Below are 20,237 nucleotides of genomic sequence, written 5' to 3'. Positions count from 1 at the left end.
CCACCCGACCACGGCCCTGGCCGCGGCCATACTGCCGCTGTGCACGACGAGATCGCCCGACTGGCCCGCCACGTCGCCCCGCGCGAGACGACGCCCGCCGGCACCATCGCGGAGCTGACCCAGCCGGTGCTCGTGGTCGGCTCCACGATGCCGGTCGGCGAGCTCGAGGTGATGTTCCGGCGGCCCGAGGTGGGTTCCGTCGCGGTGCAGGACGACGCCGATACGTCCCGGACCGGGATCGTCACCCGCGCGGGGCTGGCCGCGGCGCTCACCGGTCGCCTCGGGTACGGGCGCGCCGTCCTCGAGCGGCGGCCCACCGGCGCCGTGGCCGACTGGGCCCCGCTCGTCGTCGGGCCCGGGACGCCCGTGGCGGACGTCGCCGGGCTCGCGATGTCCCGGACCGCGGCGCGGCGCTACGACGACGTCCTCGTCCCCGGCCCGGCGTCGTGGGGCACCGCGAGCACGGCCGACGTGATGCGAGCGGTCGTCGCCGAGCTCGCGGACCGGTCCACGCACGACCCGCTCACACGGCTGCAGGGCCGGCCCGCCACCTGGTACGCGCTCACCCGGCGCTGCGCCCTCGTGCGCGGCGGTGCGACGCGCGTGGTGCTGGTGCTGCTCGACGTGCGCGCGCTCGCCGCGCTCAACGCCGAGCGCGGGCAGGCCGCCGGCGACGCGGTGCTCGTCGAGCTGGCGGCGCGGCTCGAGGCGGCGCTGCCCGCCGGGTGCGAGGCCGGGCGCGTGGAGGGCGACGGGTTCGCCGTCCTCGCGACCCTGCCGGCGATGGACGACCTCCAGGCGGCGGCGTCCGCCGAGGCGCTGCGGCAGCACCTGCTGGCGCAGCTGGCCGAGCCGTCCGGCGGCATCGACCCGGTCGCCTGGCCCACGCTGCACTCCGCGGCGGCGTGGTCGGTGGCCGGGGCGGCCGGCGCGGACGAGCTGGTCGCCCAGGCGGAACGGCGCCTCCTGCGTGAGCGGCGCGCGGCGGTGCTGGTCTGAGGTGCGGTCGGCCCCGGACAGCAAAGAGCCCGCGGGCTGGAGGTCGAACCTCCTGCCATGCTGGACGAGGGCACGGCACCCGCGGGATCCGGTGGTCGCGAGGAACTCGCTACCCGTCCCGTGCGCCGTCGGCCTGGACGACCTGGTCGTCAGGGGGACAGCGCGAAACGCTCAAGGGCGCACGCGACTAGCGCGCGACCACCTCATGGGTCCGAAGAGTCTTCACTGCTCCGATCACCTCCTTTCTCATGTGCCGACGACGCTACGCCCGCCGCCGCGGGGAGGCCAAGGGTTTTCCCCAGGGTGAACGCGACCGGTGCCGGACGGTCCCGGAGCTCAGGCGCGGCGCAGGTGCGCCCACTCGCCCGGGTAGTCGTCGAGCCACTGCGCCAGGGAGCGGGCGGGCCGGCCCACGAGTCGGCCGACGTCGTCGGACACGTGCGCCAGCTCCCCGGCGGCGATCGCGGTGTACGACGTCACCCACCCCTCGACCTCGAACGGCTCGGCGCCGTACCCGGCCCGGGAGCGGTAGGCCTCCTCCTCGGTCTCCGGGTGGTAGGTGATGTCACGCCCGGCGGCCCGACCGAGGATCGTCGCGACCTCGTCGAGCGTGAGCGCCTCCGGCCCCGTGACCTCGTAGACCGCGCCGTCGTGCCGCGCGGGGCGCTCGTCGAGGATGACGGCCGTCGCGACGTCGGCGACGTCGTCGTGCGACACCGCCGCGACCCGACCGTCCCCCGCGGGACCGCGGATCACGCCGTCGCGCCCGACGAACGTGCTGAGCGCGTGCAGGTAGAGGTTGTCGCGCAGCACCGTCCAGCGCAGGCCCGTGCGCGCCGCGACCTCCGCCAGGTGCTGCTCGGTGTGCCAGTGGTCGCGGGCGAAAGTGAACACCGCGTCCGGGGCGGCGCCCGCGAACGACGTGTAGACGAGGCGCTCGACACCCGCGGCCGCGGCCGCGTCGATCGTCGCCGTGTGCTGGGCGACCCGGTCCGGGGCCTCGCGGGCGCTCACGAGGAAGACGGTGCGCACGCCCTCGAACGCCGCCCGCATCGCGGCCGTGTCCTGGTACCCGTCCGCGAGGGCGACCTCCGAGACCGGGAGCGGACGGCCGTCGCTGAGGCGCGGGGTGCGCGCCCGGTCCCGCACGACGAGGCGCTGCCGCGCGCCCTCCGCCGCCAGCCGGAACGCCAGCCGTGACCCGAGACGTCCGCTCGCCCCGGTCACGGCGATCAACCCGTCCGCCGCCCATCTCGCCATGACCCACGGTAGGCACGACCGCGTCCGCGGGGCCCGTCGAGCGGCCGACCCGGCGGGACCTCGGCAGGGTGGACCGGGCGAGCCGGGCGAGAATGGGCCGGTGAGTGCCACCCCGTACCGCGTCATGACCGTCTGCACCGGAAACATCTGCCGCAGCCCGATGGCGGAGATCGTGCTCCGCGACCGGTTGGAGGCCGCCGGCCTCGGCGACCGGGTCGAGGTCGGCTCGTCCGGCGTCAGCGACGAGGAGCACGGGAACCCCGTGGACCGTCGTGCCCGCCGCACGCTGGCGGCCCACGGCTACCCCGTCGGCGACGGTCACCGCGCGCGCCAGGTCACGCGCGACGATCTCGCCTCCTACGACCTGCTCCTGCCCATGACGGCCCAGCACGCCCGGCGCCTGCGGCGGCTCGTGGACGGCTCGCCCGCCGACGGCCTCGCCGAGATCCGGATGTACCGCTCGTTCGACCCCGACGCGCCCGTCGTCGAGCCGGGCGGCGACGAGCAGCGGCTCGACGTCGACGACCCCTGGTACGGGGACGAGGCCGGCTTCGAGGACTGCCTGGCCGAGATCGAGGCCGCCGCCGACGGCGTCGTCGCGCACGTCCGGGCGCGGCTCGGCGACTGAACCGGCCGCCGGTCCGCGGCGCCGACGACACACCGAGCGACACGCCGTCTGGCCCGCCGCCGTGTCGTCCTCTGGAGGGCCCCCGGCGCGGCAGGGTCGGAATCCCGCGGCTCGACGGGACGCCGGGATGGAAGGATCGCCCGCATGACGACGCACCCGACGCTCACCGTCCGCCGCGCCCGCGCCGATGAGTGGCGCGAGACCCGCGAGCTGCGCCTCGCAGCGCTGCTGGACCCGGCGGCCCCCGTCGCGTTCCTCGAGACGCACGAGGTGGCCGCGGCCAAGGAGGACGTGTTCTGGGAGCACCGCGCGGCCACGGCCGCCACGAGCGACGCGGTGGCGGCGTACGTCGCCGTCGACGAGGACGGCTGCTGGGTGGGCGCGGTCACCGGGCTCGTCGAGGAGCCGGGCGCGACGGACGTGCTGGGCGGCCCGGTCGAGCGGCGCCAGGTGCACCTGGTGGGCGTGTTCGTGCGGCCGGAGTTCCGGGGCGCGGGCCTGCTGGGGCGGCTGTTCGACGGCGTGCAGGAGTGGGGTCGCGGGCAGGGCGTCGAGCGGGCGCGGCTGTGCGTGCACGTCGACAACCCGCGCGCACAGGCCGCCTACCGCAAGCTCGGCTTCGCGCCCTCGGGCGTCCGCTTCACCCTCGAGCAGGGGGAGGAGCTGGAGATGGTGCGGGACCTGTGACGCGGTCCCTCCGCCGGAACGTCCGCCGCCACCACGACCCCGCCCGCTCCGGCTCCGGCTCCTCGGGCGCGGGCCACGGCGGGACGTAGGCGGCGAACCAGCGGGCCGTCTCGCGCCACACCGCCTCCCGCACGTCGGGGGCCGAGAGGGTCACGTCGTGCAGGGCGCCGTCGAGCCGGACCAGCGTGACGAGGCTGCCGAGCGCGGGCACGCGCCGCGCCACGCCGCCCACCTCCAGCACCGAGTCGGAGCGCAGCATCTCCGGGGTCCACCGCACGGGCGCCGTCGAGCGCGCCGACAGCAGCACCAGCACGGGGGCGTCGATGCCGAGGCCGCGCGACACCCGGTCCTGCCCCTGGAAGATGGCCGTCAGCCACGCCGGGGTGGTGCGCCAGCCGTTGTCGGGGCGCCAGGCGGGGTCGATCTGCCAGGCCCCGTCGTAGCGGTCGGACACGCTGCGCACGTAGAAGCCGAGGTCGACGTTCACCAGGTGGCTGCGCGGCGCGAGCGCCGCCTGCGCCCGCAGCCCCGGCTCCAGCATCCAGCGGCCCACGCTGCGGGTCTGGAACTCCAGCCACGGGCTGTTGAGCACGAGCGCCGCGGCACGGCCCGGCTTGTGCGCCGCCCACAGGCTGAGCACCAGCCCGCCCGTCGAGTGGCCCATGAGCACGAGCCGGCGGTCCGACGACGGCTCCGGGCCGTGCCCGATGGCGGCCAGCGCGGCCTCGATGTCCTCGTCGTACGTCACGAGCGCCGTGACGAAGCCGGGCGTCTGGTGCTCGCGCAGGCTGCGGCCGTACTTGCGCAGGTCGAGGGCGTAGAACCGCGCGCCCTGCCGCTCCCAGAACGCGGCGAGGTGGGTCTGGAAGAAGTAGTCGGTCCAGCCGTGCACGTACAGCACGTCGACGCCGGCGTCCGGCACCCCACCCCCGGGGTCGCCCGGGCCGAGCGCCCGTCGCACCAGCGTCGCGACGACCTCCCCCTCGAAGTCGTCCGCCAGCCGCAGCGTGCGCTGCTCGAAGCCGGGCAGCACGTCGGGCTGCCAGGCGTCGGGCTGCGGGGTGCTGTCGGTGCCGGGGTCCTCCACGCCCCGAAGGTAAGGAACCCGGTGCGCGCGCGCGACCGGACCGCGCTACACGACGAGCCAGAGCAGCGCGGTGAAGGCCAGGCCGAGCACGGCGATGAGCGTCTCCATCACGGTCCACGTCTTCAACGTCTGCCCGACGGTCATGCCGAAGTACTCCTTGACCAGCCAGAACCCCGCGTCGTTCACGTGCGACAGGATCAGCGACCCGGCGCCGACGGCCAGCACGACGAGCGCGAGGTGCGTCGGGGACAGGCCCGAGGCGAGCGGCGCCACGATGCCGGACGCGGTGATGGTCGCGACCGTGGCCGAGCCGGTCGCGATGCGCACCAGCGCGGCGATCATCCAGCCCAGCAGCAGCACGGACAGGCTCATGGCCACGGCGGCTTTGCCGATCGCGATGCCGGTGCCGCCGTCGACCAGGACCTGCTTGAAGCCGCCGCCCGCCCCGACGATCATCGTGGCGCTCGCGATGGGCTTGAGGCTGTCGGTCATCTTCGACGCGATGCCCGACAGGGAGAAGCCGACGCTCGTGCCGAAGGTGACCATGGCGAGCAGGACGGCGATGAGCAGCGCGATCATCGGCTCGCCGATGAAGACGATGAACCCGTAGTACCCCGCGGACGGGTCGCCCCAGACCTCGACGGCGGCGCGCAGCAGCATGAGCACCACCGGGCTGAGGATCGTCGTGAGGGTCAGGGCGAAGGTGGGGCGACGGCTGGCGAGCGTCCCCTCCTCGGCCGAGCCGGCGTCCTCGGCGACGATGCCGCCGCCCGAGCCCTGGGCGCCGATCGGCACGAGCCGCGCCGCGAACCGGCCCCACACGGGGCCGGCGAGGACGACGACCGGGATCGCGATGAGCAGGCCGAGCGCCATCGTGGTGCCGACGTCGGCACCCAGGTTGGCGATGGCGGCGAGCGGGCCGGGGTGCGGCGGGATGAAGCCGTGCAGCGCGGACAGGCCGGCGAGCGCGGGCATCGCGAGCAGCATCGCGGGCAGGCCCGAGCGCCGGACGGCGAGCATGATCACGGGGATCAGCAGCACCAGGCCGACCTCGAAGAACATCGGGATGCCGATGATGAACGCGATGAGCGCCATGCGCCACGGCAGGCTGCCCTTGCCACCGCGCAGGATCTTCGCCACGATCTCGTCGGCTCCTCCGGAGTCCGCGAGGAGCTTGCCGAGCATCGCGCCGAGCACGATGAGGACGCCCACCCCGCCGAGCACGGATCCCACGCCCGCCTCGATCGTCTTCGCGACGTCGGTGAGCGCGATGCCGGAGCCGATCCCCACGAACACCGACCCGAGGATCAGGGCGAGGAAGCCGTGCATCTTCATCACGACGATGAACACCACGACGAGCGCGATGCCGATGGCCGTGACCACCAGCACCTGCGTGTCGTGGCTGTCCCACGGCTGGTTGATCAGGTCGAGGGTGGGGTCGTCGGCTGCCGCCTGCAGCAGTGATCGCATCGGAGGGGTCTCCTGTCTGTGTGTCCGCGTCGGCGTGGACGTCAGCGGGTGCCGCTCCCGGTGCGCCGGAGGGCGCGGCCGGGAAGGGCGTCGGTGCGGGCGCCGTCGTCGATGACGGCGACGCCGTCGACCAGGACGAGGTCGATGCCCGACGCCTGCTGGCGCGGGTCGGCGAACGTCGCGTTGTCCTGGACGGTGTCGGGGTCGAGCAGCACGAGGTCCGCGGCGTAGCCGGGGCGGACCAGGCCGCGGTCGGTCAGTCTCAGCCGGGCGGCGGGGCGGCCCGTGAGGTGGTGCACGCAGTCCTCGAGGGTGAGGACGCCGAGCTCGCGCACGTACCGCGCGAGGTAGCGCGGGAACGTGCCCCAGGCCCGCGGGTGGGGGCGGCCGCCGACGAGGATCGCGTCGGAGCCGCCGCAGTGCACGCGGTGCTGCATGATCGCGCGCACGTTCTCCTCGTGGCCCACGTGCTGCAGGATCGTGGTGCCGAGCCGGTCCGTGACCAGGAGGTCGACGAAGACCTCGCCGGGGGCGCGGCCCTCGTCGCGGCCGATCTGCTCGATCGTCCGGCCCACGTACATGTCGAGGGCACGGTTCTGTACGCCGCTGATCTCCAGGGTGTCCCACTCGGCGACGCACCCGTGGCAGCCGTCGGTGCCCACGTGCTCGACCTCGTACAGGATCCGGGCGCGGACCGCCGGGTGGGCGAGCCGCGCCAGCAGCGCGTCCGGGCCGCCGGAGAACGACCAGCTCGGCAGGACGGCGCTGAGCGTCGTCGAGCCCGGCAGGTACGGGTAGGTGTCGAGCGTGACGTCCACGCCGTCGTCGAGAGCCCGGTCGACGAGGGCGAGGAAGTCGCCCGCGCGGCCCTTGTTGGGCGCGAAGTTCATGGTCGCGTGCGTGAGGTGCAGCGCGCAGCCCGTGGCCCGCGCGAGGTCGATCATCTCCGCGTACGCCTCGAGGGCGCCCTTGCCGTACGACCGGGTGTGCGGGCTGTAGTAGCCGCCGTGCGCGGCGACGACGCGCAGCAGCGCGGCGAGCTCGGCGTCGTCCGCGTACATGCCGGGCGTGTACGTGAGCCCGCTGCTCATGCCGAGCGCGCCCTCGCGCATCCCCTGCGCGAGCAGCTCGCCCATCCGGGCGACCTCCTCGGTCGTGGCGGGCCGCTCGTCCGGCCCGACGACGAGGTGGCGCAGCGTGCCCTGCGGCACCAGGTACGCGGCGTGGCACGCGATCCCCCGGTCCAACCGGTCCAGGTAGCCGGCCACCGACTCCCAGTCCCAGGCGAAGCCCGGCGGGTCGTCGTTCCAGCCCGCGATCTGCGCGCGGATCGCCGAGCGGGTGCGGTCATCCACCGGGGCGAACGACAGCCCGTCCTGGCCCAGCACCTCGAGCGTGACGCCCTGGCTCACCTTCGCCATGTGGTCCGGGTTGGCCAGGATCTGCACGTCCGAGTGCGCGTGCATGTCGATGAAACCCGGCGTCAGGGCGCGGCCGGCCGCGTCCACCGTGCGGCGCGCGCCCGCCGCGCGGACGTCGGACCGGCCCGGGTCGACGGCAGTGATGCGCCCCGCCTCGACGGCGACGTCGGCGACGACGCCCGGCGCCCCCGTGCCGTCCAGCACCAGGGCGTCCCGGACCAGCAGGTCGGCGGTCATCGCGCCGTCCTCAGAACCACGTGCGCACGAGGTCGACGACGACCGGGTCGGCCGCGTCGGCGTCGTCGACCACCGGCACGAGCGACCACTTGTCCATCGCCGTGCAGGGGTGCGACAGGCCGAGCCGCAGCTCGTCGCCGATGGCCACCGGCGCGTCCCCCTCCCAGCGGAGGAAGCCGTGCTGGTCGTTCAGGGCCGTGACCTGCACACCCGTGACCGGCGAGGCGTCCTCCCCTGCCGTGCGGGGGCGGCGGAGCTGCGCCTCGGGCAGGCCCTCGTCGAAGGGCAGGTCGCGCTTGCCCGCGTCGAAGAGCGCGAGGCCCGGCTCGGGCTGCGAGGTGACGCGCACCCAGCCGTGCATGGCGCTGCGGAACCCCGGCCCGCCGGTGCGCGGCTCCTCGCCGAGCGGCGAGATGTGGCGGTAGAAGCCGTCGTCGTGCACCACGTACGCGCCGCTGCGCAGCACGACGCGTGCGCCCTGCGTGGTCAGCGGGGACAGGACCTCGTCGACGAGGTCGAAGTAGGCGCTGCCGCCCGCGGACACCACGGGCACGTCGACCTCGTAGCGGCCGGCCTCGGCGAGGCGCTGGTGCACCTCGACCATGTCGTCCAGGTAGCCGCGCACCACGTCCCGGCTGTGGGCGTCGGAGTCGTGGGCGAGCGCGCCCTCGTAGCCGGCGACGCCGGCGAGGCGCAGGTGCGGGGAGGCGACGACGCGCTCGGCGACCGACAGCGTGGTCTCGAGGTCGCGGGCGCCCGTGCGACCGCCGGCGCCGCCGCGCTCGACGAGCACGTCGATCGGGGGACGGGAGCCGGCGGCGGCGACGTGCGCCGCGAGCGCCTGGTGCATGAGGTCGACCGTGGCCGGCGAGTCCGCCCAGACCAGCACGCGCAGGTCGCGGTCGGCGGCCAGCTCGTCGGCGATCCAGCGCAGCGCCAGCGGCGAGATCACGCTGTTCGCCACCATGACGCGGCCGACGCCGAACTCGAGCGCGACGCCGAGCTGGAACGGGTTCGCGACCGTGATGGCCCACGCGCCAGCGTCGAGCTGTTCGGCCCACAGCTGCGGCGACATCGTCGTCTTGCCGTGGGGCGCGAGGTCGAGCCCGCGCTCCGCGCACCAGTCGGCCATGACGCGCAGGTTGGTGTCGAGGGCGGTGCGCGACAGCGTGAGCAGCGGCGTCGGGAGCTCCGACAGCCGGGGCCGGCGCTCGCGGACCTCCGCCACGGTGAGCCCCCAGAGGTCCGGCGGCAGCGCCTTGTGACGCCAGCCGACCTGCTCGGCGTCGCGCTGCGCGACCTTCTCACGGTCGATCCGACAGGCGTCGTCGGCTCCGGTGCGGTCCATCGACAGACCCTCCCCGCTGCGTTGCGTATAGCGCAACGTTCGTTGCGCATGATGACGCACCTTGCTAACATCGCGCCGGTCGTGCCGTCAATCCAGCACGAGTTCGAGCATGTCCCCGGCGGTGGGCGACCGCGAGCCGGGAGGCAGGTCAGGGAGGGTCCGTTGAGCCAGAGCGTGGGGCGTGCGCTGCGGATCGTCGGCCTCCTCGGACAGGGCCCTCGCACCCTCGACGACCTCGCCCAGGAGCTCGGCGTCCACAAGACCACCGTGCTGCGTCTGCTGCGCGCGCTCGAGGACGAGCGCTTCGTGCGCCGCGACGACCGGCACCGCTACTCGCTCGGCTCGCGCCTGTTCGAGCTCGGTCGTCAGGCGCTCGAGGGGCACGCCGTGCGCGACGTCGCCCTCCCCCACCTGGAGCGGCTCGGCCGCGACACCGGCGGGCAGGCCGTGCACCTCGCCGTCCTGGAGGGCACGCGACCCGTGTACGTCGCGAAGGTCGAGAGCACCAGCTCCGTGCGCATGTACTCCGAGCTCGGGCTGCCCGCCCCGCTGCACGCCACCGCCGTCGGGAAGGTGCTCGCCTCCGAGCTCCCCGAGGGCCGCCTCGCCCAGCTGCTCGGCGCCACCGACTTCCACGCCTACACGCCCCGCACCCTCACCGACGCCGACGCGTACCGCGCCGAGCTGGCGCGCGTGCGCGAGCAGGGCTGGGCGCAGGACGCCGCCGAGCACGAGCCCTTCGTCAACTGCGTCGGCGCGGCGGTGCGCGACGCGTCCGGCACGATCGTGGCAGCGGTGTCCGTCTCCGTGCCCGACGTGATCCTCGACCTGGACGGGGTCCGCGACCTCGTCCCCCTCGTGACGGCGACCGCCGCCGCCGTCGAGGACGACTGGGCGGGGCACGACGCGCCCCGCACGCCATCCACCGAAAGGACCCCGGCATGACCACCAAGACCGCGATCTCCACCGATCAGGCGCCCGCCCCCGCGCACACCTTCCACCAGGGTGTCCGCGTCGGGAACCTGCTCCAGGTCTCCGGCCAGGGCCCCGTCGACCCCGCCACCAACGAGTACCTCTACCCGGGCGACGTCGCCGCGCAGACCACGCGCACGCTGCAGAACGTCGAGGCGATCGTGACGGCCGGCGGCGGCACGATGGCGGACGTCGTCATGCTGCGCGTCTACCTCACCACCCGTGACGACTTCGCCGCGATGAACGACGCCTACGGCGCCTTCCTCACCGAGCGCCTCGGCCCGGACGCCGTGCTCCCGTCGCGCACCACCGTGATGGTCGGCCTGCCGCGCGAGGAGATGCTCGTCGAGATCGACGCGCTCGCGTACGTCGAGTGAGCTAGCCCTCGATCAGCCTGCGGCGCCCTCCGCGCCCGCGAGCAGCGCCGACGGTCCCCGTGACGCCGACGGCCGCGTGCTCCGGGCGTGGCAGGGCGCCGTCGTGCACCGGCACCCGCAGCGCGCCCGTGGTGACCCGGTCGCGGATCGCACGGGCGACCTCCCGCGGCGAGGCGTCGGTGCCGCTCCAGACCGCGTGCGCCGGAACGCCGTCCGCCTCCGCCGCGAAGGCGGCATGCATGGAGCGCGTCGCGACGGGGTCGTCGAAGCCGTGCCCGGTGCGGGCTGCCACCCGTTGCAGGCAGACGTCGACCGGCGGCAGCAGGACGGCGCGGTGCACGACGGCGCCGGCGTCCGCGGCCAGCGTCGCGAGCTCGCGCGCGTCGCCCGCGTGCAGCACGCCGTCGTAGACGACGAGGGCGTCCGCTCGGGCGAGCTCGACCGTCGCGGCGAGTGCCGCGCGCCCCGCCACCACCGTCTGCGACGCTGCCTCCGGCAGCCACGGGTCGACGCCGCCGCGCCGCCAGCGGCCGAAGAACCAGTCGGCTTCCAGCAACAGGGACCGCCCGGCCAGGTCGGCGAGCGCGGCGGTCACGGCGGACTTGCCCGCGCCCGGCGGGCCCGTCACGACGACGACGTCTCCCACGGCGCGCTCAGAAGATCCCGCGGGCGCGACGGCGCTCGCGCCACCGCGCCACCTCGCGCTCGACGTCGCGCGTGGGCGTCACGACCGGCGGGCCGCCCATGAGCTGGCGGCGCGCGTCCACCACGCGCGCGTTGAACTCCTCGACGATGCTGCGCACGCGCGCCTCCTCGGGCTCGCGGTCGAGGGTCTCGTCGAGCTCGGCGTCGTCCCGACGCAGCTGCCCCGCGGGCAGGACGCCGGTGATCTGCTCGCGCTCCACGAGGTTCTTGAGCCACCAGTCCGGGTCGTGCGTGCCGCGCAGGCCGGGGATGGGCTTGCCCTCCAGCGGCAGGTCGTCGAACTCTCCGCGCCGGATCGCCTGGTCGACGACGGTGTCCACCCACAGGGCGCGGTCGTCCATGCGGCGCTGGGCGCGGCCCGGCCCGACGGCCTCCTCGGGTGCGGCGTCGCCCGCGTCCTCCGCGGCCGCGGCCTCGGCGGCCGCCTCCCGGTCCACCCGGTACTGCGCGGCACGGCGCGCCGGGTCGCCGTCCTGCTCGCTCTCCTGGTTGCGGCGTCGTCGGAACATCGGCATTCCCCTCGGGTCGGCTGCTTCCAGCCTAGGGGTGGGCCCGGCGGCGTCGCGGCGAGGTGACCCGGCATGATGGCGGTATGAAGGTCTCGCGCCGCAGCCACGTGCCGCCGTTCGCCGTCATGCAGGTGTTGGCCACCGCGAACGAGCGGCGCGCCGCCGGGCACGACGTGCTCAACCTCTGCGCGGGCGAGCCGTCGACCGGCGCCTCCGACGTCGTCCGCGAGAAGGCCGCCTCCCTCCTGCGGGACGCGGACCTCGGGTACACGGAGGCGATGGGCGTGCCCGCCCTGCGTCAGGAGATCGCCGGCCACTACCGGCGCTGGTACGACGTCGAGGTGGACCCGGCGCGGATCGCCGTGACGACCGGGTCGAGCGGCGGGTTCCTGCTCGCGTTCCTCGCGGCGTTCGACGTCGGCGACCGCGTGGCGCTCGCGCGCCCCGGCTACCCGGCGTACAAGAACATCCTCGCGGCGCTCGGGTGCGAGGTGGTGGAGCTCGACTGCGGCCCGGACACCCGGTACCAGCCCACGGTCTCCCAGCTCATGGAGGCGTACTACGACGGCGGGCTCGACGGCCTGGTCGTGGCGTCCCCCGCCAACCCGACCGGCACGATGCTGCCGCCCGCCGAGCTGGCCGCGCTCGCGCGCTGGTGCGAGGAGCACGACGTGCGCCTGATCAGCGACGAGATCTACCACGGCATCGCCTACTCGACCGATGTACAGCAGGCCACCGCCGCGATGTACACAGGTTCCGGCGCCGTCGTCGTGAACTCGTTCTCCAAGTACTGGGCGATGACCGGCTGGCGTCTGGGCTGGCTCGTGCTGCCCGACGAGCTGGTCGGCCCCGTCGACGCCCTCGCCGGCAACGTCGCCCTCTCGCCGCCCGCGCTGGCGCAGCACGCCGGTGTCGCGGCGTTTTCCCCCGCCGGGTACGCCGCCGCGGCCGACAACGTCGCGAGCTACGCGGCGTCGCGCGAGGCCCTGCTCGACCGCGTCGACGAGCTCGGCTGGCGGCCCGTCGCCCCCGCGGACGGCGCGTTCTACCTGTACGGGAACGTCGCCGGCTTCCGCGACGCCGTCGGCGGCGACTCCGTCGCCTACTGCCGCCGTCTGCTCGCCGAGGGCGACGTGGCGATCACGCCGGGCGCCGACTTCGACTCCGTGCACGGCGGCGACTGGGTGCGCCTCTCCTTCGCCGCCGCCCCCGACGTCGTCACCCGCGCCGTCGACCGCATCGTCGCCTGGCACCGCACCCTCTGACGCCGAGCCGGTCCCGTCCCCGCGAGGTAGTGCGCAATTCGGCGAGGTAGTTCTTGGCCCCGCGAGGTAGTTCGAAATTCCGCGAGGTAGTGCGGATCACGGCGAGGTAGTCACGGTTCTCCCCGGTCGTGGGTGCGAAGTCGCACGTCGTGCGGGAGGCTCGCACTACCTCGCCGAGATCCGGACTACCTCGCGAGGACAGGAACTACCTCGCGAGATCTCGAACTACCTCGGCGGGATCGGGACTACCTCGCGGAGGTCCGGGCCAGCGCGGCGGACGGAGGGGTGGATGATCCGGCTCGTGACGGCGAACGTCCAGCACGCGGTGGTGGACGGACGGCGGGTGGACCTCGCGCGGCTCGGCGCCGCGCTCGCCGCGCTAGACGCCGACGTCCTCGCGCTGCAGGAGGTGGACCACGGGCAGCGGCGCTCGGGCGGCGAGGCCCAGACCTACCGCCTCGCGGAGGTACTGAGGATGCCGGAGCACCGGTTCGTCCCCGCGCTCCGGGGCCCGCTCGACGGGCGGCGTCGCAGGTCGCGGGCCGTCGCGCTGACCGACGACGGCCGCTCCCCCGCGCCTGACGGGTACGGCGTCGCGCTCCTCAGCCGCCACCCTGTGCGCGCCTGGCACCCGATGCGGCTGCCGGGGCTGAACGTGCCGGGGCTGCCGCCCTTCGGCGCGGACGAGCCGCGGGTGGCGGTCGCGGCCGCCGTCGAGACGCCCGAGGGGCCGCTGACCGTCGTCGCGACCCACCTGTCCTGGGCGGACCCCTGGAAGACGTGGCAGCTCCACCGCCTCCGGCGCCGCCTGCGGCACGCGCCGCGGCCCCTGGTGCTGCTCGGCGACCTGAACACCCGGGACGACGTGCCCGCCCGCCGCACGGGCTGGCGCGAGCTGGTGCACGTGCCGACCTACCCGCGGGCGCGCCCGCGGCTCCGCATCGACCACGCGCTGGCCGACGGGCCGGTGGCCGCGCTCGCTGCGGCCCGCGCCGTCGACCTGGGTGTCAGCGACCACCGCGCCGTCGTCGTCGACGTGACGCTCGGCGCGGAGGGCGGCGAGCCGCGATGACCGAGGATCCGATCGGCACGCCCGGGCGGTCCGACCGCCGCCCGGAGACGCCGGAGCAGCGGTCCGACCGCAACTGGAACGAGCTGCTGCAGGAGCTGCGCGTCATGCAGACGGGCGTGCAGATCCTCACCGGGTTCCTGCTGATCCTGCCGTTCCAGTCGCGGTTCGGTGACCTCGACGACTACCAGCGCGGGGTGTACCTGGTGCTCGTGCTGGTGTGCGTCGCGACGACGGGCCTGCTCGTGGCGCCCGTGGCGCTGCACCGGGCGCTGTTCCGCAAGCACCTCAAGCGCTCGGTGGTCACGGGCGGCGACCGGATGGCGCGCGCCGGGCTGGTGCTGCTCGCCGTCGCGCTCGCCGGGACGGCGCTGCTGATCTTCGACGTCGTCGTGGGCCGGGCGGCTGGGCTCGTCGTGGGCGGCGCCGCAGCCGTCGTCTTGCTCGGGCTGTGGGCCGTGGTGCCCGCGGTCGTCCGGCGTCGGTCCTGACGCCCTCGATGGGAGGCCGGGGTCAGGCGGCGAGGTCGACCTGCGCGGCCGACTCGACCCGCGCGACGTCCTCCTGCTCGCGGCGGCCGGCGGCGCGGGCCTTCTGGACCGTGACCAGGGTCTGCGCGCCGATGACGATCCACGCGACGTTCGCGGCGGCGGACGGCCACACGCCGTTGACTCCCGCGACGACGGTCATGACGACGGCGCCGGCCATGTTCGTGACCTGGAACGCGAAGGAGTTCGCGGTCCAGCGGCCCTTGCTCACCATCCCGTAGGCGACGAGCCCGGCGAGGGCGCCGCCCCACCCGAGGGCAGTAATCACGGTCAGCAGGGAGATCGTCATGACGGGCACCTCCGGGTAGGTCGGCGGGGCACAGGTGTGCCACGGCAGAGGAAGAAGCTGAGGGATGTGGACGCCGCCCCCCGGACGGACCGGGGGCCGGGGCGATGCACCGGCCTGGCGTCGAAACGATTCTGCGGCACGAACCGCGTTCAGCACAATCAAATCCTTCTCCGAGAGGTATGTAGTATTCCTACATGGCCACCGACCCACGGAGACTTGCCTTCCTCCTTGCCGTGCACCGCGCCGGGGGCGTGCTCGCGGCAGCAGATCTTCTGCATGTCACCCCGTCGGCGGTCTCCCAGCAGATCGCCCGCCTGGAGGCCGAGGAGGGCTTCGCTGTCCTCGACCGTGGGCCCCGCGGCGTCACCCTCACCCCGGCCGGCCGCGTCCTGGCCGAGGCGGGCGAGCGCATCGAGGCCGAGCTGCTGGAGGCCCGGCAGGCCATCGCCGCGCTCGGCGAGGGCGTGAGCGGCCGCGTCGTCCTCGGCGCGTTCCAGACGGCGATCCGCGCCGTCGTCGCGCCCATGCTGCTCGACCTGGCGGAGCGCTACCCCGGCGTCGAGGTCGACGTGCGCGAGCACGAGCCCGCCGAGGCGATCCGGATGCTGCGCGCCGGCGACCTCGACGTGATCCTCCTCGAGCGCGACGCCGACATGGACTCCCCCGCGCCGCGCGGCGTGCACGACGTGCCGCTGCTCGACGAGCCGTGGTGCGTCGTCGTGCCGGCCGGCCTGCCGATGCCGGAGCGGCTCGACGACCTGGCGAGCCTGCAGTGGGTGGGCGCCGAGGCCGACACGGCGTCCGACCGCGCGCTGCGCCGTCTGGCCCGGACCCTCGGGACGAGCGTCAGCCAGCGGCACCGGTTCTTCGACTTCGACACCGCGCTCGCGCTCGTCGCGGCGAACCAGGGCGTCGCGATGCTGCCGGCGCTCGCCCTGCAGGGTGGGGACGTGCCGGAAGGCGTCGAGGTCGCGCGGCTCGCCGGCCTCGGCACCCGGCGGATCGCCGCGCGGCACCGGGCCACGCGGCACGAGCCGGGCCCGGCCGTGCGCGCCGTCGTCGACGCGATGGTCGAGGTGACGCGCGACCTCGAGCTCGGCTGAGCGGCGTCCCGGCCCGACGACGCCGCTGGTCCCCGGCGCGCGACCGGGCGGGAGCGCTCTTAGCATCGCGAGCATGAGCGGAACGACATCGGGGTCGGCCGGCACGTCCGGCACGGGGGCGGCTCCCCTGTCCGACCGGACGTTCGGCGTCGCGCGGCGCCTCTGGGGCCTGGTCTACCTGCGCGCGCTGCTGTACCTCGCGGCGGGGATCGTGCTGTTCGCGAACCCGGACCGCGGGCTCGTCTGGGTGCGGTGGCTCGTCGGGGCGCTGATCGTGGTGCAGGGCGTGCTGCTCACCGTCGAGGGCGCCCCGACCAAGCGCTCGGGTCGCCCGCAGGGCGCGGGCGACGAGATCAGCTGGCGCCTCATCGCCGGGGTGGTGAGCCTCCTCGCCGGTGTCCTCATCATCGTGTGGCCGTCGATGACCGGGCCGGTGATGTACCTGGTCGTGGCGGTGTGGGCGTGCGCGGCGGGCGTCGTCGGCGTGATCGGGGCGCTGCGGGGGCGGGCGCTGCGGACGGCGTCGTGGGACTGGCAGCTCGTCAACGCGGTCCTGTGGATCGTGCTCGGCCTCGTCATGCTGCTGCGCCCCGGATCGGACGTCGCGACGTCGGCGCAGCTGCTGGCGCTGTACCTGGTGCTCGCCGGCGCGGTGCTGGTGGTGGGCGCGTTCGCGACGGGGACCCGTGCGCGGGACGCCCGCAAGGCCCGGCCGAGCGGCGCGGCCGGGTAGGATCGGCCGCGTCACACGGCAGCACGGCTGCCACCACAACGCGGCGGCGCCGACCGGTGCCTCCGCCACATAGCCGCTCGAACCGCGACGGGAGAGCTCGCGCCGCGCCCCCGATGGAGGCCGGCCGGCGCCGAAGGAGCAACCCTCCCCGGGAATCTCTCAGGCACCCCGTACCGTCACGGCGAGGCAACTCTGGAAAGCGGCCCGGCATCGTCCTCGTGGCGGTGCGGGCCCACCGACGGTGCAAGTCGGCGCGCCCCGTCGACGTCGCAGGCCACGCCTGCGGCGACGTCTATGGCGGACCGGCAAAACTCTCAGGTCGACGTGTGCGCGTCGGATGACAGAGCGGGGAGGACCTGCCCGTCCCCCGCCTGCCCGGCCCGACCTTCGGAGCGTCCGACGTGACCACCACCCCGCACGACCTGCCCTCGCAGGGCACCGGCGTCGACCCGGACGTCTTCGCCGACCGGCACATCGGCCCGCGGGGCCGTGAGGTCGCCGCGATGCTGGAGCAGCTCGGCCACGCCGACCTCGACGCGCTCGTCGACGCCGCCGTCCCGGCATCGATCCGCGCGGACCGCCCGCTGGACCTGCCCGCCGCCCGCTCGGAGGCCGCGGTGCTGGCCCACCTGCGCGACCTCGCGGGGAAGAACCAGGTCAAGCGCCAGATGATCGGCCTCGGCTACTACGGCACCACCACTCCCCCGGTGATCCGACGCAACGTGCTCGAGTCCCCCGCCTGGTACACGGCCTACACGCCCTACCAGCCGGAGATCTCGCAGGGCCGGCTCGAGGCGCTCCTCAACTTCCAGCAGGCCGTCGAGGACCTCACCGGCCTGGCCATCGCCGGCGCCTCCCTGCTCGACGAGGCGACCGCCGTCGCCGAGGCCGTCGCCCTCATGTGGCGCGCCTCGCGCGCGAAGAGCGGCTACGTCGTGCTCGACGCCGACCTGTTCCCGCAGAGCCTGGCCGTGACGCGCGGCCGCGCGGAGGCCATCGGGCTGCCCGTCGTCGTGGCGGGCCTCGACGGCGGCCTCGCGGCGGGCCTGGACGCGGTCGTCGCCGCGGGCGGCGCGCTGCCGGAGGGCGACCTCGTGGGCGTGGTCGTGCAGCAGGCGGGCGCGTCGGGCCGCGTGCTGGACGCGCGCGGCCTGGTCGCGGAGGCCAAGGAGCGCGGCGCGCTCGTCACCGTCGCCGCCGACCTGCTGGCCCTCACGCTGCTCACCTCTCCGGGGGAGCTGGGCGCGGACGTCGCGGTCGGTTCCGCGCAGCGCTTCGGCGTCCCCCTCTTCTACGGCGGCCCGCACGCGGCCTTCATGGCCGTCCGCAAGGGCCTCGAGCGGCAGCTCCCGGGCCGCCTGGTCGGCGTCTCGACCGACGCCGACGGCGCGGTGAGCCTGCGCCTCGCCCTCGCCACCCGCGAGCAGCACATCCGCCGCGAGAAGGCGACGAGCAACATCTGCACCGCCCAGGCGCTCCTGGCGATCGTGGCCTCGATGTACGCCGTCTACCACGGCTCCGACGGCCTCCGCGCGATCGCGGAGCGCACCCACGCCCGCGCCGCCGCCGTCGCGGCCGGCCTGCGCGCGGCGGGCATCGCCGTCGAGCACGACGTCTTCTTCGACACCGTCCGCGCCGTCGTCCCGGGCCGCGCGCAGCAGGTGGTCACGGCCGCAGCGGACGCGGGCTACAACCTGTACAAGGCAGACGCCGACCACGTACAGATCGCCTGCGACGAGACCACCACCCAGTCCGACGTCGCAGCAGTCCTGGCGGCCGTCACCGGCCAGGTGGGCGCGGCGACGAGCGGAGCGGGGAGCTCGGAATCCCCTCGCGCGGACGTAGAAGTTCCCGAAGTGGAGGGCGCCCTGGCGCCCGTGAACGCGTCCGCGCGAGGGGTTTTCGAGCTCCCCGCGGACGTCACCCGATCCACTCCGTACCTCCAGCACCCGATCTTCCACCTGCACCGCAGCGAGACCTCGATGCTCCGGTACCTGCGCGCGCTGAGCGACAAGGACCTGGCACTGGACCGCACGATGATCCCGCTGGGTTCGTGCACGATGAAGCTCAACGCGACGGCAGAGATGGAGGCCATCAGCTGGCCGGGCTTCGCGGACATCCACCCGTACGTGCCGGCGGACCAGGCGCTGGGCTACGCGGAGCTGGTGTCGACGCTGGAGGCGCAGCTCGCGGAGATCACGGGGTACGCGGCGGTGTCGGTGCAGCCGAACGCGGGGTCGCAGGGCGAGTTCGCCGGCCTGCTGGCGATCAAGGGGTACCACCGTTCGCGCGGTGACGAGCACCGCGACATCGTGCTCATCCCGGCGTCGGCGCACGGCACGAACGCGGCGTCGGCGGCTCTCGCGGGCCTGCGCGTCGTGGTGGTGGCGACGGCGGACGACGGCGAGATCCAGCTCGACGACCTGCGCGCGAAGCTCGCGGACCACGGCCCGCAGGTGGCGGGGATCATGATCACGTACCCGTCGACGCACGGCGTCTACGAGGAGCACGTGCGCGAAGTCTGCGACCTTGTACACGAGGCCGGTGGCCAGGTGTACATCGACGGTGCGAACCTCAACGCGCTGGTCGGGCTGGCGCGGCCGGGGGAGTTCGGCGGCGACGTCTCGCACCTGAACCTGCACAAGACGTTCTGCATCCCGCACGGCGGCGGCGGCCCGGGCGTGGGCCCGGTCGCGGTGGCGGAGCACCTGGTGCCGTTCCTGCCGGCGGACCCGACGCCGGGCGCGGGCGCGCAGGAGGGGATCGCGCCGGTGAGCGCGGCGCCGCACGGGTCGGCGGGCATCCTGCCGATCTCGTACGCGTACCTCGCGCTGATGGGGCCGGACGGCCTGACGGAGGCGTCGAAGAACGCGGTGCTCACCGCGAACTACGTGGCGTCGCGCCTCGACCCGTACTTCCCGGTGCTCTACACGGGGAAGAACGGCCTGGTGGCGCACGAGTGCATCCTCGACCTGCGGCAGCTGACCGCCGAGACGGGCGTGACGGCCGAGGACGTGGCGAAGCGCCTCATCGACTACGGATTCCACGCCCCGACGATGTCGTTCCCGGTGGCGGGCACGCTCATGGTCGAGCCCACGGAGAGCGAGGACCTCGCCGAGTTGGACCGCTTCGTCGACGCGATGATCGCCATCCGCGGCGAGATCGACCGCGTCGCGGCGGGGGAGTGGACGCCGGACGACTCGCCGCTGCGTCACGCCCCGCACACCGCGGCGAGCCTCATGACCGACGAGTGGGCGCACCCGTACTCGCGCGAGCTGGCGGCGTTCCCGCTGCCGAGCCTGCGGGCGGGGAAGTACTGGTCGCCGGTGCGCCGCATCGACGGCGCCAAGGGCGACCGCAACCTCGTGTGCGCGTGCCCGCCGCTGGAGTCCTACGCGGAGCCGACCCCCACCCACTGACCGCTGTGAGCGGGGGGGGTGGGCCGCGGACGGCCCCCCCCAGGGCCCCCACCCCCCGCCCACCAACACCCCCCCCGCCCCCCCCCCGGGGGCCCCCAGTGCGGGGGCCCC

19 protein-coding genes and 1 riboswitch are annotated in these 20,237 nt (G+C 74.7%); of the genes, 11 read left to right on the top strand and 8 right to left on the bottom strand.

Translation table 11 applies throughout. The features are described 5' to 3' along the window. Positions 1 to 39: 39 nt before the first annotated feature. Positions 40 to 999 (top strand): diguanylate cyclase domain-containing protein, encoded by a 960-nt coding sequence (locus tag ACFWDO_RS10010; RefSeq protein ID WP_380318091.1) that lies wholly within the window; start codon positions 40 to 42, stop codon positions 997 to 999. Between the two features lie 336 nt (positions 1,000 to 1,335). Here the strand turns inward: ACFWDO_RS10010 and ACFWDO_RS10005 are convergent, their stop codons facing one another. Beyond that, positions 1,336 to 2,259, bottom strand: coding sequence for an SDR family oxidoreductase (locus ACFWDO_RS10005; protein ID WP_380318088.1), 924 nt, complete (start codon positions 2,257 to 2,259; stop codon positions 1,336 to 1,338). A 124-nt stretch (positions 2,260 to 2,383) separates the two neighbouring features. On the opposite strand from ACFWDO_RS10005, the gene ACFWDO_RS10000 reads away from it, so the two are divergent. After that, on the top strand, positions 2,384 to 2,887 hold the full coding sequence (locus ACFWDO_RS10000; protein WP_380318125.1) for a low molecular weight protein-tyrosine-phosphatase: 504 nt from the start codon (positions 2,384 to 2,386) through the stop codon (positions 2,885 to 2,887). Positions 2,888 to 3,031: 144 nt separating this feature from the next. Next, complete coding sequence (locus tag ACFWDO_RS09995; RefSeq protein WP_380318085.1) at positions 3,032 to 3,574, top strand: GNAT family N-acetyltransferase; 543 nt, start codon at positions 3,032 to 3,034, stop codon at positions 3,572 to 3,574. On the opposite strand, the gene ACFWDO_RS09990 is transcribed toward ACFWDO_RS09995, so the two are convergent. The 4 genes from ACFWDO_RS09990 to ACFWDO_RS09975 are packed head-to-tail and all read right to left on the bottom strand — an operon-like array spanning position 3,528 to position 9,137. Next, positions 3,528 to 4,661, bottom strand: coding sequence for an alpha/beta hydrolase (locus tag ACFWDO_RS09990; RefSeq protein ID WP_380318082.1), 1,134 nt, complete (start codon positions 4,659 to 4,661; stop codon positions 3,528 to 3,530). The two genes, ACFWDO_RS09995 and ACFWDO_RS09990, sit on opposite strands and share 47 nt — an antisense overlap. Positions 4,662 to 4,706: 45 nt before the next feature. Further along, positions 4,707 to 6,131 (bottom strand): gluconate:H+ symporter, encoded by a 1,425-nt coding sequence (locus ACFWDO_RS09985; RefSeq protein WP_380318079.1) that lies wholly within the window; start codon positions 6,129 to 6,131, stop codon positions 4,707 to 4,709. A gap of 41 nt (positions 6,132 to 6,172) precedes the next feature. Beyond that, a complete protein-coding gene (locus ACFWDO_RS09980) occupies positions 6,173 to 7,789 on the bottom strand; it encodes an amidohydrolase family protein (protein WP_380318076.1) in 1,617 nt (538 codons plus the stop codon). A gap of 10 nt (positions 7,790 to 7,799) precedes the next feature. Beyond that, a complete protein-coding gene (locus tag ACFWDO_RS09975; protein ID WP_380318073.1) occupies positions 7,800 to 9,137 on the bottom strand; it encodes an amino acid deaminase in 1,338 nt (445 codons plus the stop codon). 162 nt (positions 9,138 to 9,299) lie between these two features. Between ACFWDO_RS09975 and ACFWDO_RS09970 the strand changes: the two genes are divergently transcribed. Further along, the gene (locus ACFWDO_RS09970) at positions 9,300 to 10,082 is read left to right on the top strand and encodes an IclR family transcriptional regulator (protein WP_380318070.1); all 783 of its coding nucleotides are present in this window, start codon (positions 9,300 to 9,302) and stop codon (positions 10,080 to 10,082) included. Further along, on the top strand, positions 10,079 to 10,486 hold the full coding sequence (locus tag ACFWDO_RS09965; protein WP_380318067.1) for a RidA family protein: 408 nt from the start codon (positions 10,079 to 10,081) through the stop codon (positions 10,484 to 10,486). Before ACFWDO_RS09970 ends, ACFWDO_RS09965 begins: the two co-directional genes overlap by 4 nt. A gap of 1 nt (position 10,487) precedes the next feature. On the opposite strand, the gene ACFWDO_RS09960 is transcribed toward ACFWDO_RS09965, so the two are convergent. Next, the gene (locus ACFWDO_RS09960) at positions 10,488 to 11,132 is read right to left on the bottom strand and encodes an AAA family ATPase (RefSeq protein WP_380318064.1); all 645 of its coding nucleotides are present in this window, start codon (positions 11,130 to 11,132) and stop codon (positions 10,488 to 10,490) included. A gap of 7 nt (positions 11,133 to 11,139) precedes the next feature. Further along, complete coding sequence (locus ACFWDO_RS09955) at positions 11,140 to 11,700, bottom strand: DUF1992 domain-containing protein (protein ID WP_380318061.1); 561 nt, start codon at positions 11,698 to 11,700, stop codon at positions 11,140 to 11,142. Positions 11,701 to 11,783: 83 nt separating this feature from the next. Between ACFWDO_RS09955 and ACFWDO_RS09950 the strand changes: the two genes are divergently transcribed. The 3 genes from ACFWDO_RS09950 (at position 11,784) to ACFWDO_RS09940 (ending at position 14,525) form a co-directional block, all read left to right on the top strand. Continuing rightward, positions 11,784 to 12,965: an aminotransferase class I/II-fold pyridoxal phosphate-dependent enzyme gene (locus ACFWDO_RS09950; RefSeq protein WP_380318058.1), complete on the top strand. Its 1,182-nt coding sequence runs from the start codon at positions 11,784 to 11,786 to the stop codon at positions 12,963 to 12,965. A 289-nt stretch (positions 12,966 to 13,254) separates the two neighbouring features. Then, entirely contained in the window at positions 13,255 to 14,037 is a 783-nt protein-coding gene (locus tag ACFWDO_RS09945) for an endonuclease/exonuclease/phosphatase family protein (protein ID WP_380318055.1), read from the top strand. Beyond that, on the top strand, positions 14,034 to 14,525 hold the full coding sequence (locus tag ACFWDO_RS09940) for a DUF6328 family protein (protein ID WP_380318052.1): 492 nt from the start codon (positions 14,034 to 14,036) through the stop codon (positions 14,523 to 14,525). Before ACFWDO_RS09945 ends, ACFWDO_RS09940 begins: the two co-directional genes overlap by 4 nt. 22 nt (positions 14,526 to 14,547) lie before the next feature. Here ACFWDO_RS09940 and ACFWDO_RS09935 read toward each other — a convergent pair whose 3' ends face one another. Next, positions 14,548 to 14,871 (bottom strand): hypothetical protein, encoded by a 324-nt coding sequence (locus ACFWDO_RS09935; RefSeq protein ID WP_380318049.1) that lies wholly within the window; start codon positions 14,869 to 14,871, stop codon positions 14,548 to 14,550. A gap of 194 nt (positions 14,872 to 15,065) precedes the next feature. Between ACFWDO_RS09935 and ACFWDO_RS09930 the strand changes: the two genes are divergently transcribed. The 3 genes from ACFWDO_RS09930 to gcvP all read left to right on the top strand — a co-directional run bounded on the left by ACFWDO_RS09930 (position 15,066) and on the right by gcvP (position 20,126). After that, positions 15,066 to 15,974 (top strand): LysR family transcriptional regulator, encoded by a 909-nt coding sequence (locus tag ACFWDO_RS09930; protein ID WP_380318046.1) that lies wholly within the window; start codon positions 15,066 to 15,068, stop codon positions 15,972 to 15,974. Positions 15,975 to 16,047: 73 nt separating this feature from the next. Next, positions 16,048 to 16,707 (top strand): HdeD family acid-resistance protein, encoded by a 660-nt coding sequence (locus ACFWDO_RS09925; protein WP_380318043.1) that lies wholly within the window; start codon positions 16,048 to 16,050, stop codon positions 16,705 to 16,707. A gap of 78 nt (positions 16,708 to 16,785) precedes the next feature. Next, a riboswitch (glycine riboswitch) is annotated at positions 16,786 to 16,893 on the top strand. A gap of 215 nt (positions 16,894 to 17,108) precedes the next feature. After that, on the top strand, positions 17,109 to 20,126 hold the full coding sequence (gene gcvP / locus ACFWDO_RS09920; RefSeq protein ID WP_380318039.1) for an aminomethyl-transferring glycine dehydrogenase: 3,018 nt from the start codon (positions 17,109 to 17,111) through the stop codon (positions 20,124 to 20,126). The last annotated feature ends 111 nt before the right edge of the window (positions 20,127 to 20,237 follow it).

Origin of the sequence: Isoptericola sp. NPDC060185 (assembly GCF_042728595.1) — a bacterium.
Classification (GTDB): Bacteria; Actinomycetota; Actinomycetes; order Actinomycetales; family Cellulomonadaceae; genus Isoptericola.
The sequence above is the reverse complement of the archived record's forward strand: the minus strand, read 5'-3'. Positions and strand labels throughout refer to the sequence as shown.

What these genes read in the sequence shown, in the direction of transcription:
- ACFWDO_RS10005 (WP_380318088.1), bottom strand. Translation starts at nt 2,259, where the DNA reads ATGGCGAGATGGGCGGCGGACGGGTTGATCGCCGTGACCGGGGCGAGC.
- ACFWDO_RS10000 (WP_380318125.1), top strand. Translation starts at nt 2,384, where the DNA reads ATGACCGTCTGCACCGGAAACATCTGCCGCAGCCCGATGGCGGAGATC.
- ACFWDO_RS09995 (WP_380318085.1), top strand. Translation starts at nt 3,032, where the DNA reads ATGACGACGCACCCGACGCTCACCGTCCGCCGCGCCCGCGCCGATGAG.
- ACFWDO_RS09985 (WP_380318079.1), bottom strand. Translation starts at nt 6,131, where the DNA reads ATGCGATCACTGCTGCAGGCGGCAGCCGACGACCCCACCCTCGACCTG.
- ACFWDO_RS09980 (WP_380318076.1), bottom strand. Translation starts at nt 7,789, where the DNA reads ATGACCGCCGACCTGCTGGTCCGGGACGCCCTGGTGCTGGACGGCACG.
- ACFWDO_RS09975 (WP_380318073.1), bottom strand. Translation starts at nt 9,137, where the DNA reads ATGGACCGCACCGGAGCCGACGACGCCTGTCGGATCGACCGTGAGAAG.
- ACFWDO_RS09965 (WP_380318067.1), top strand. Translation starts at nt 10,079, where the DNA reads ATGACCACCAAGACCGCGATCTCCACCGATCAGGCGCCCGCCCCCGCG.
- ACFWDO_RS09955 (WP_380318061.1), bottom strand. Translation starts at nt 11,700, where the DNA reads ATGTTCCGACGACGCCGCAACCAGGAGAGCGAGCAGGACGGCGACCCG.
- ACFWDO_RS09950 (WP_380318058.1), top strand. Translation starts at nt 11,784, where the DNA reads ATGAAGGTCTCGCGCCGCAGCCACGTGCCGCCGTTCGCCGTCATGCAG.
- ACFWDO_RS09945 (WP_380318055.1), top strand. Translation starts at nt 13,255, where the DNA reads ATGATCCGGCTCGTGACGGCGAACGTCCAGCACGCGGTGGTGGACGGA.
- ACFWDO_RS09940 (WP_380318052.1), top strand. Translation starts at nt 14,034, where the DNA reads ATGACCGAGGATCCGATCGGCACGCCCGGGCGGTCCGACCGCCGCCCG.
- ACFWDO_RS09935 (WP_380318049.1), bottom strand. Translation starts at nt 14,871, where the DNA reads ATGACGATCTCCCTGCTGACCGTGATTACTGCCCTCGGGTGGGGCGGC.
- ACFWDO_RS09930 (WP_380318046.1), top strand. Translation starts at nt 15,066, where the DNA reads ATGGCCACCGACCCACGGAGACTTGCCTTCCTCCTTGCCGTGCACCGC.
- ACFWDO_RS09925 (WP_380318043.1), top strand. Translation starts at nt 16,048, where the DNA reads ATGAGCGGAACGACATCGGGGTCGGCCGGCACGTCCGGCACGGGGGCG.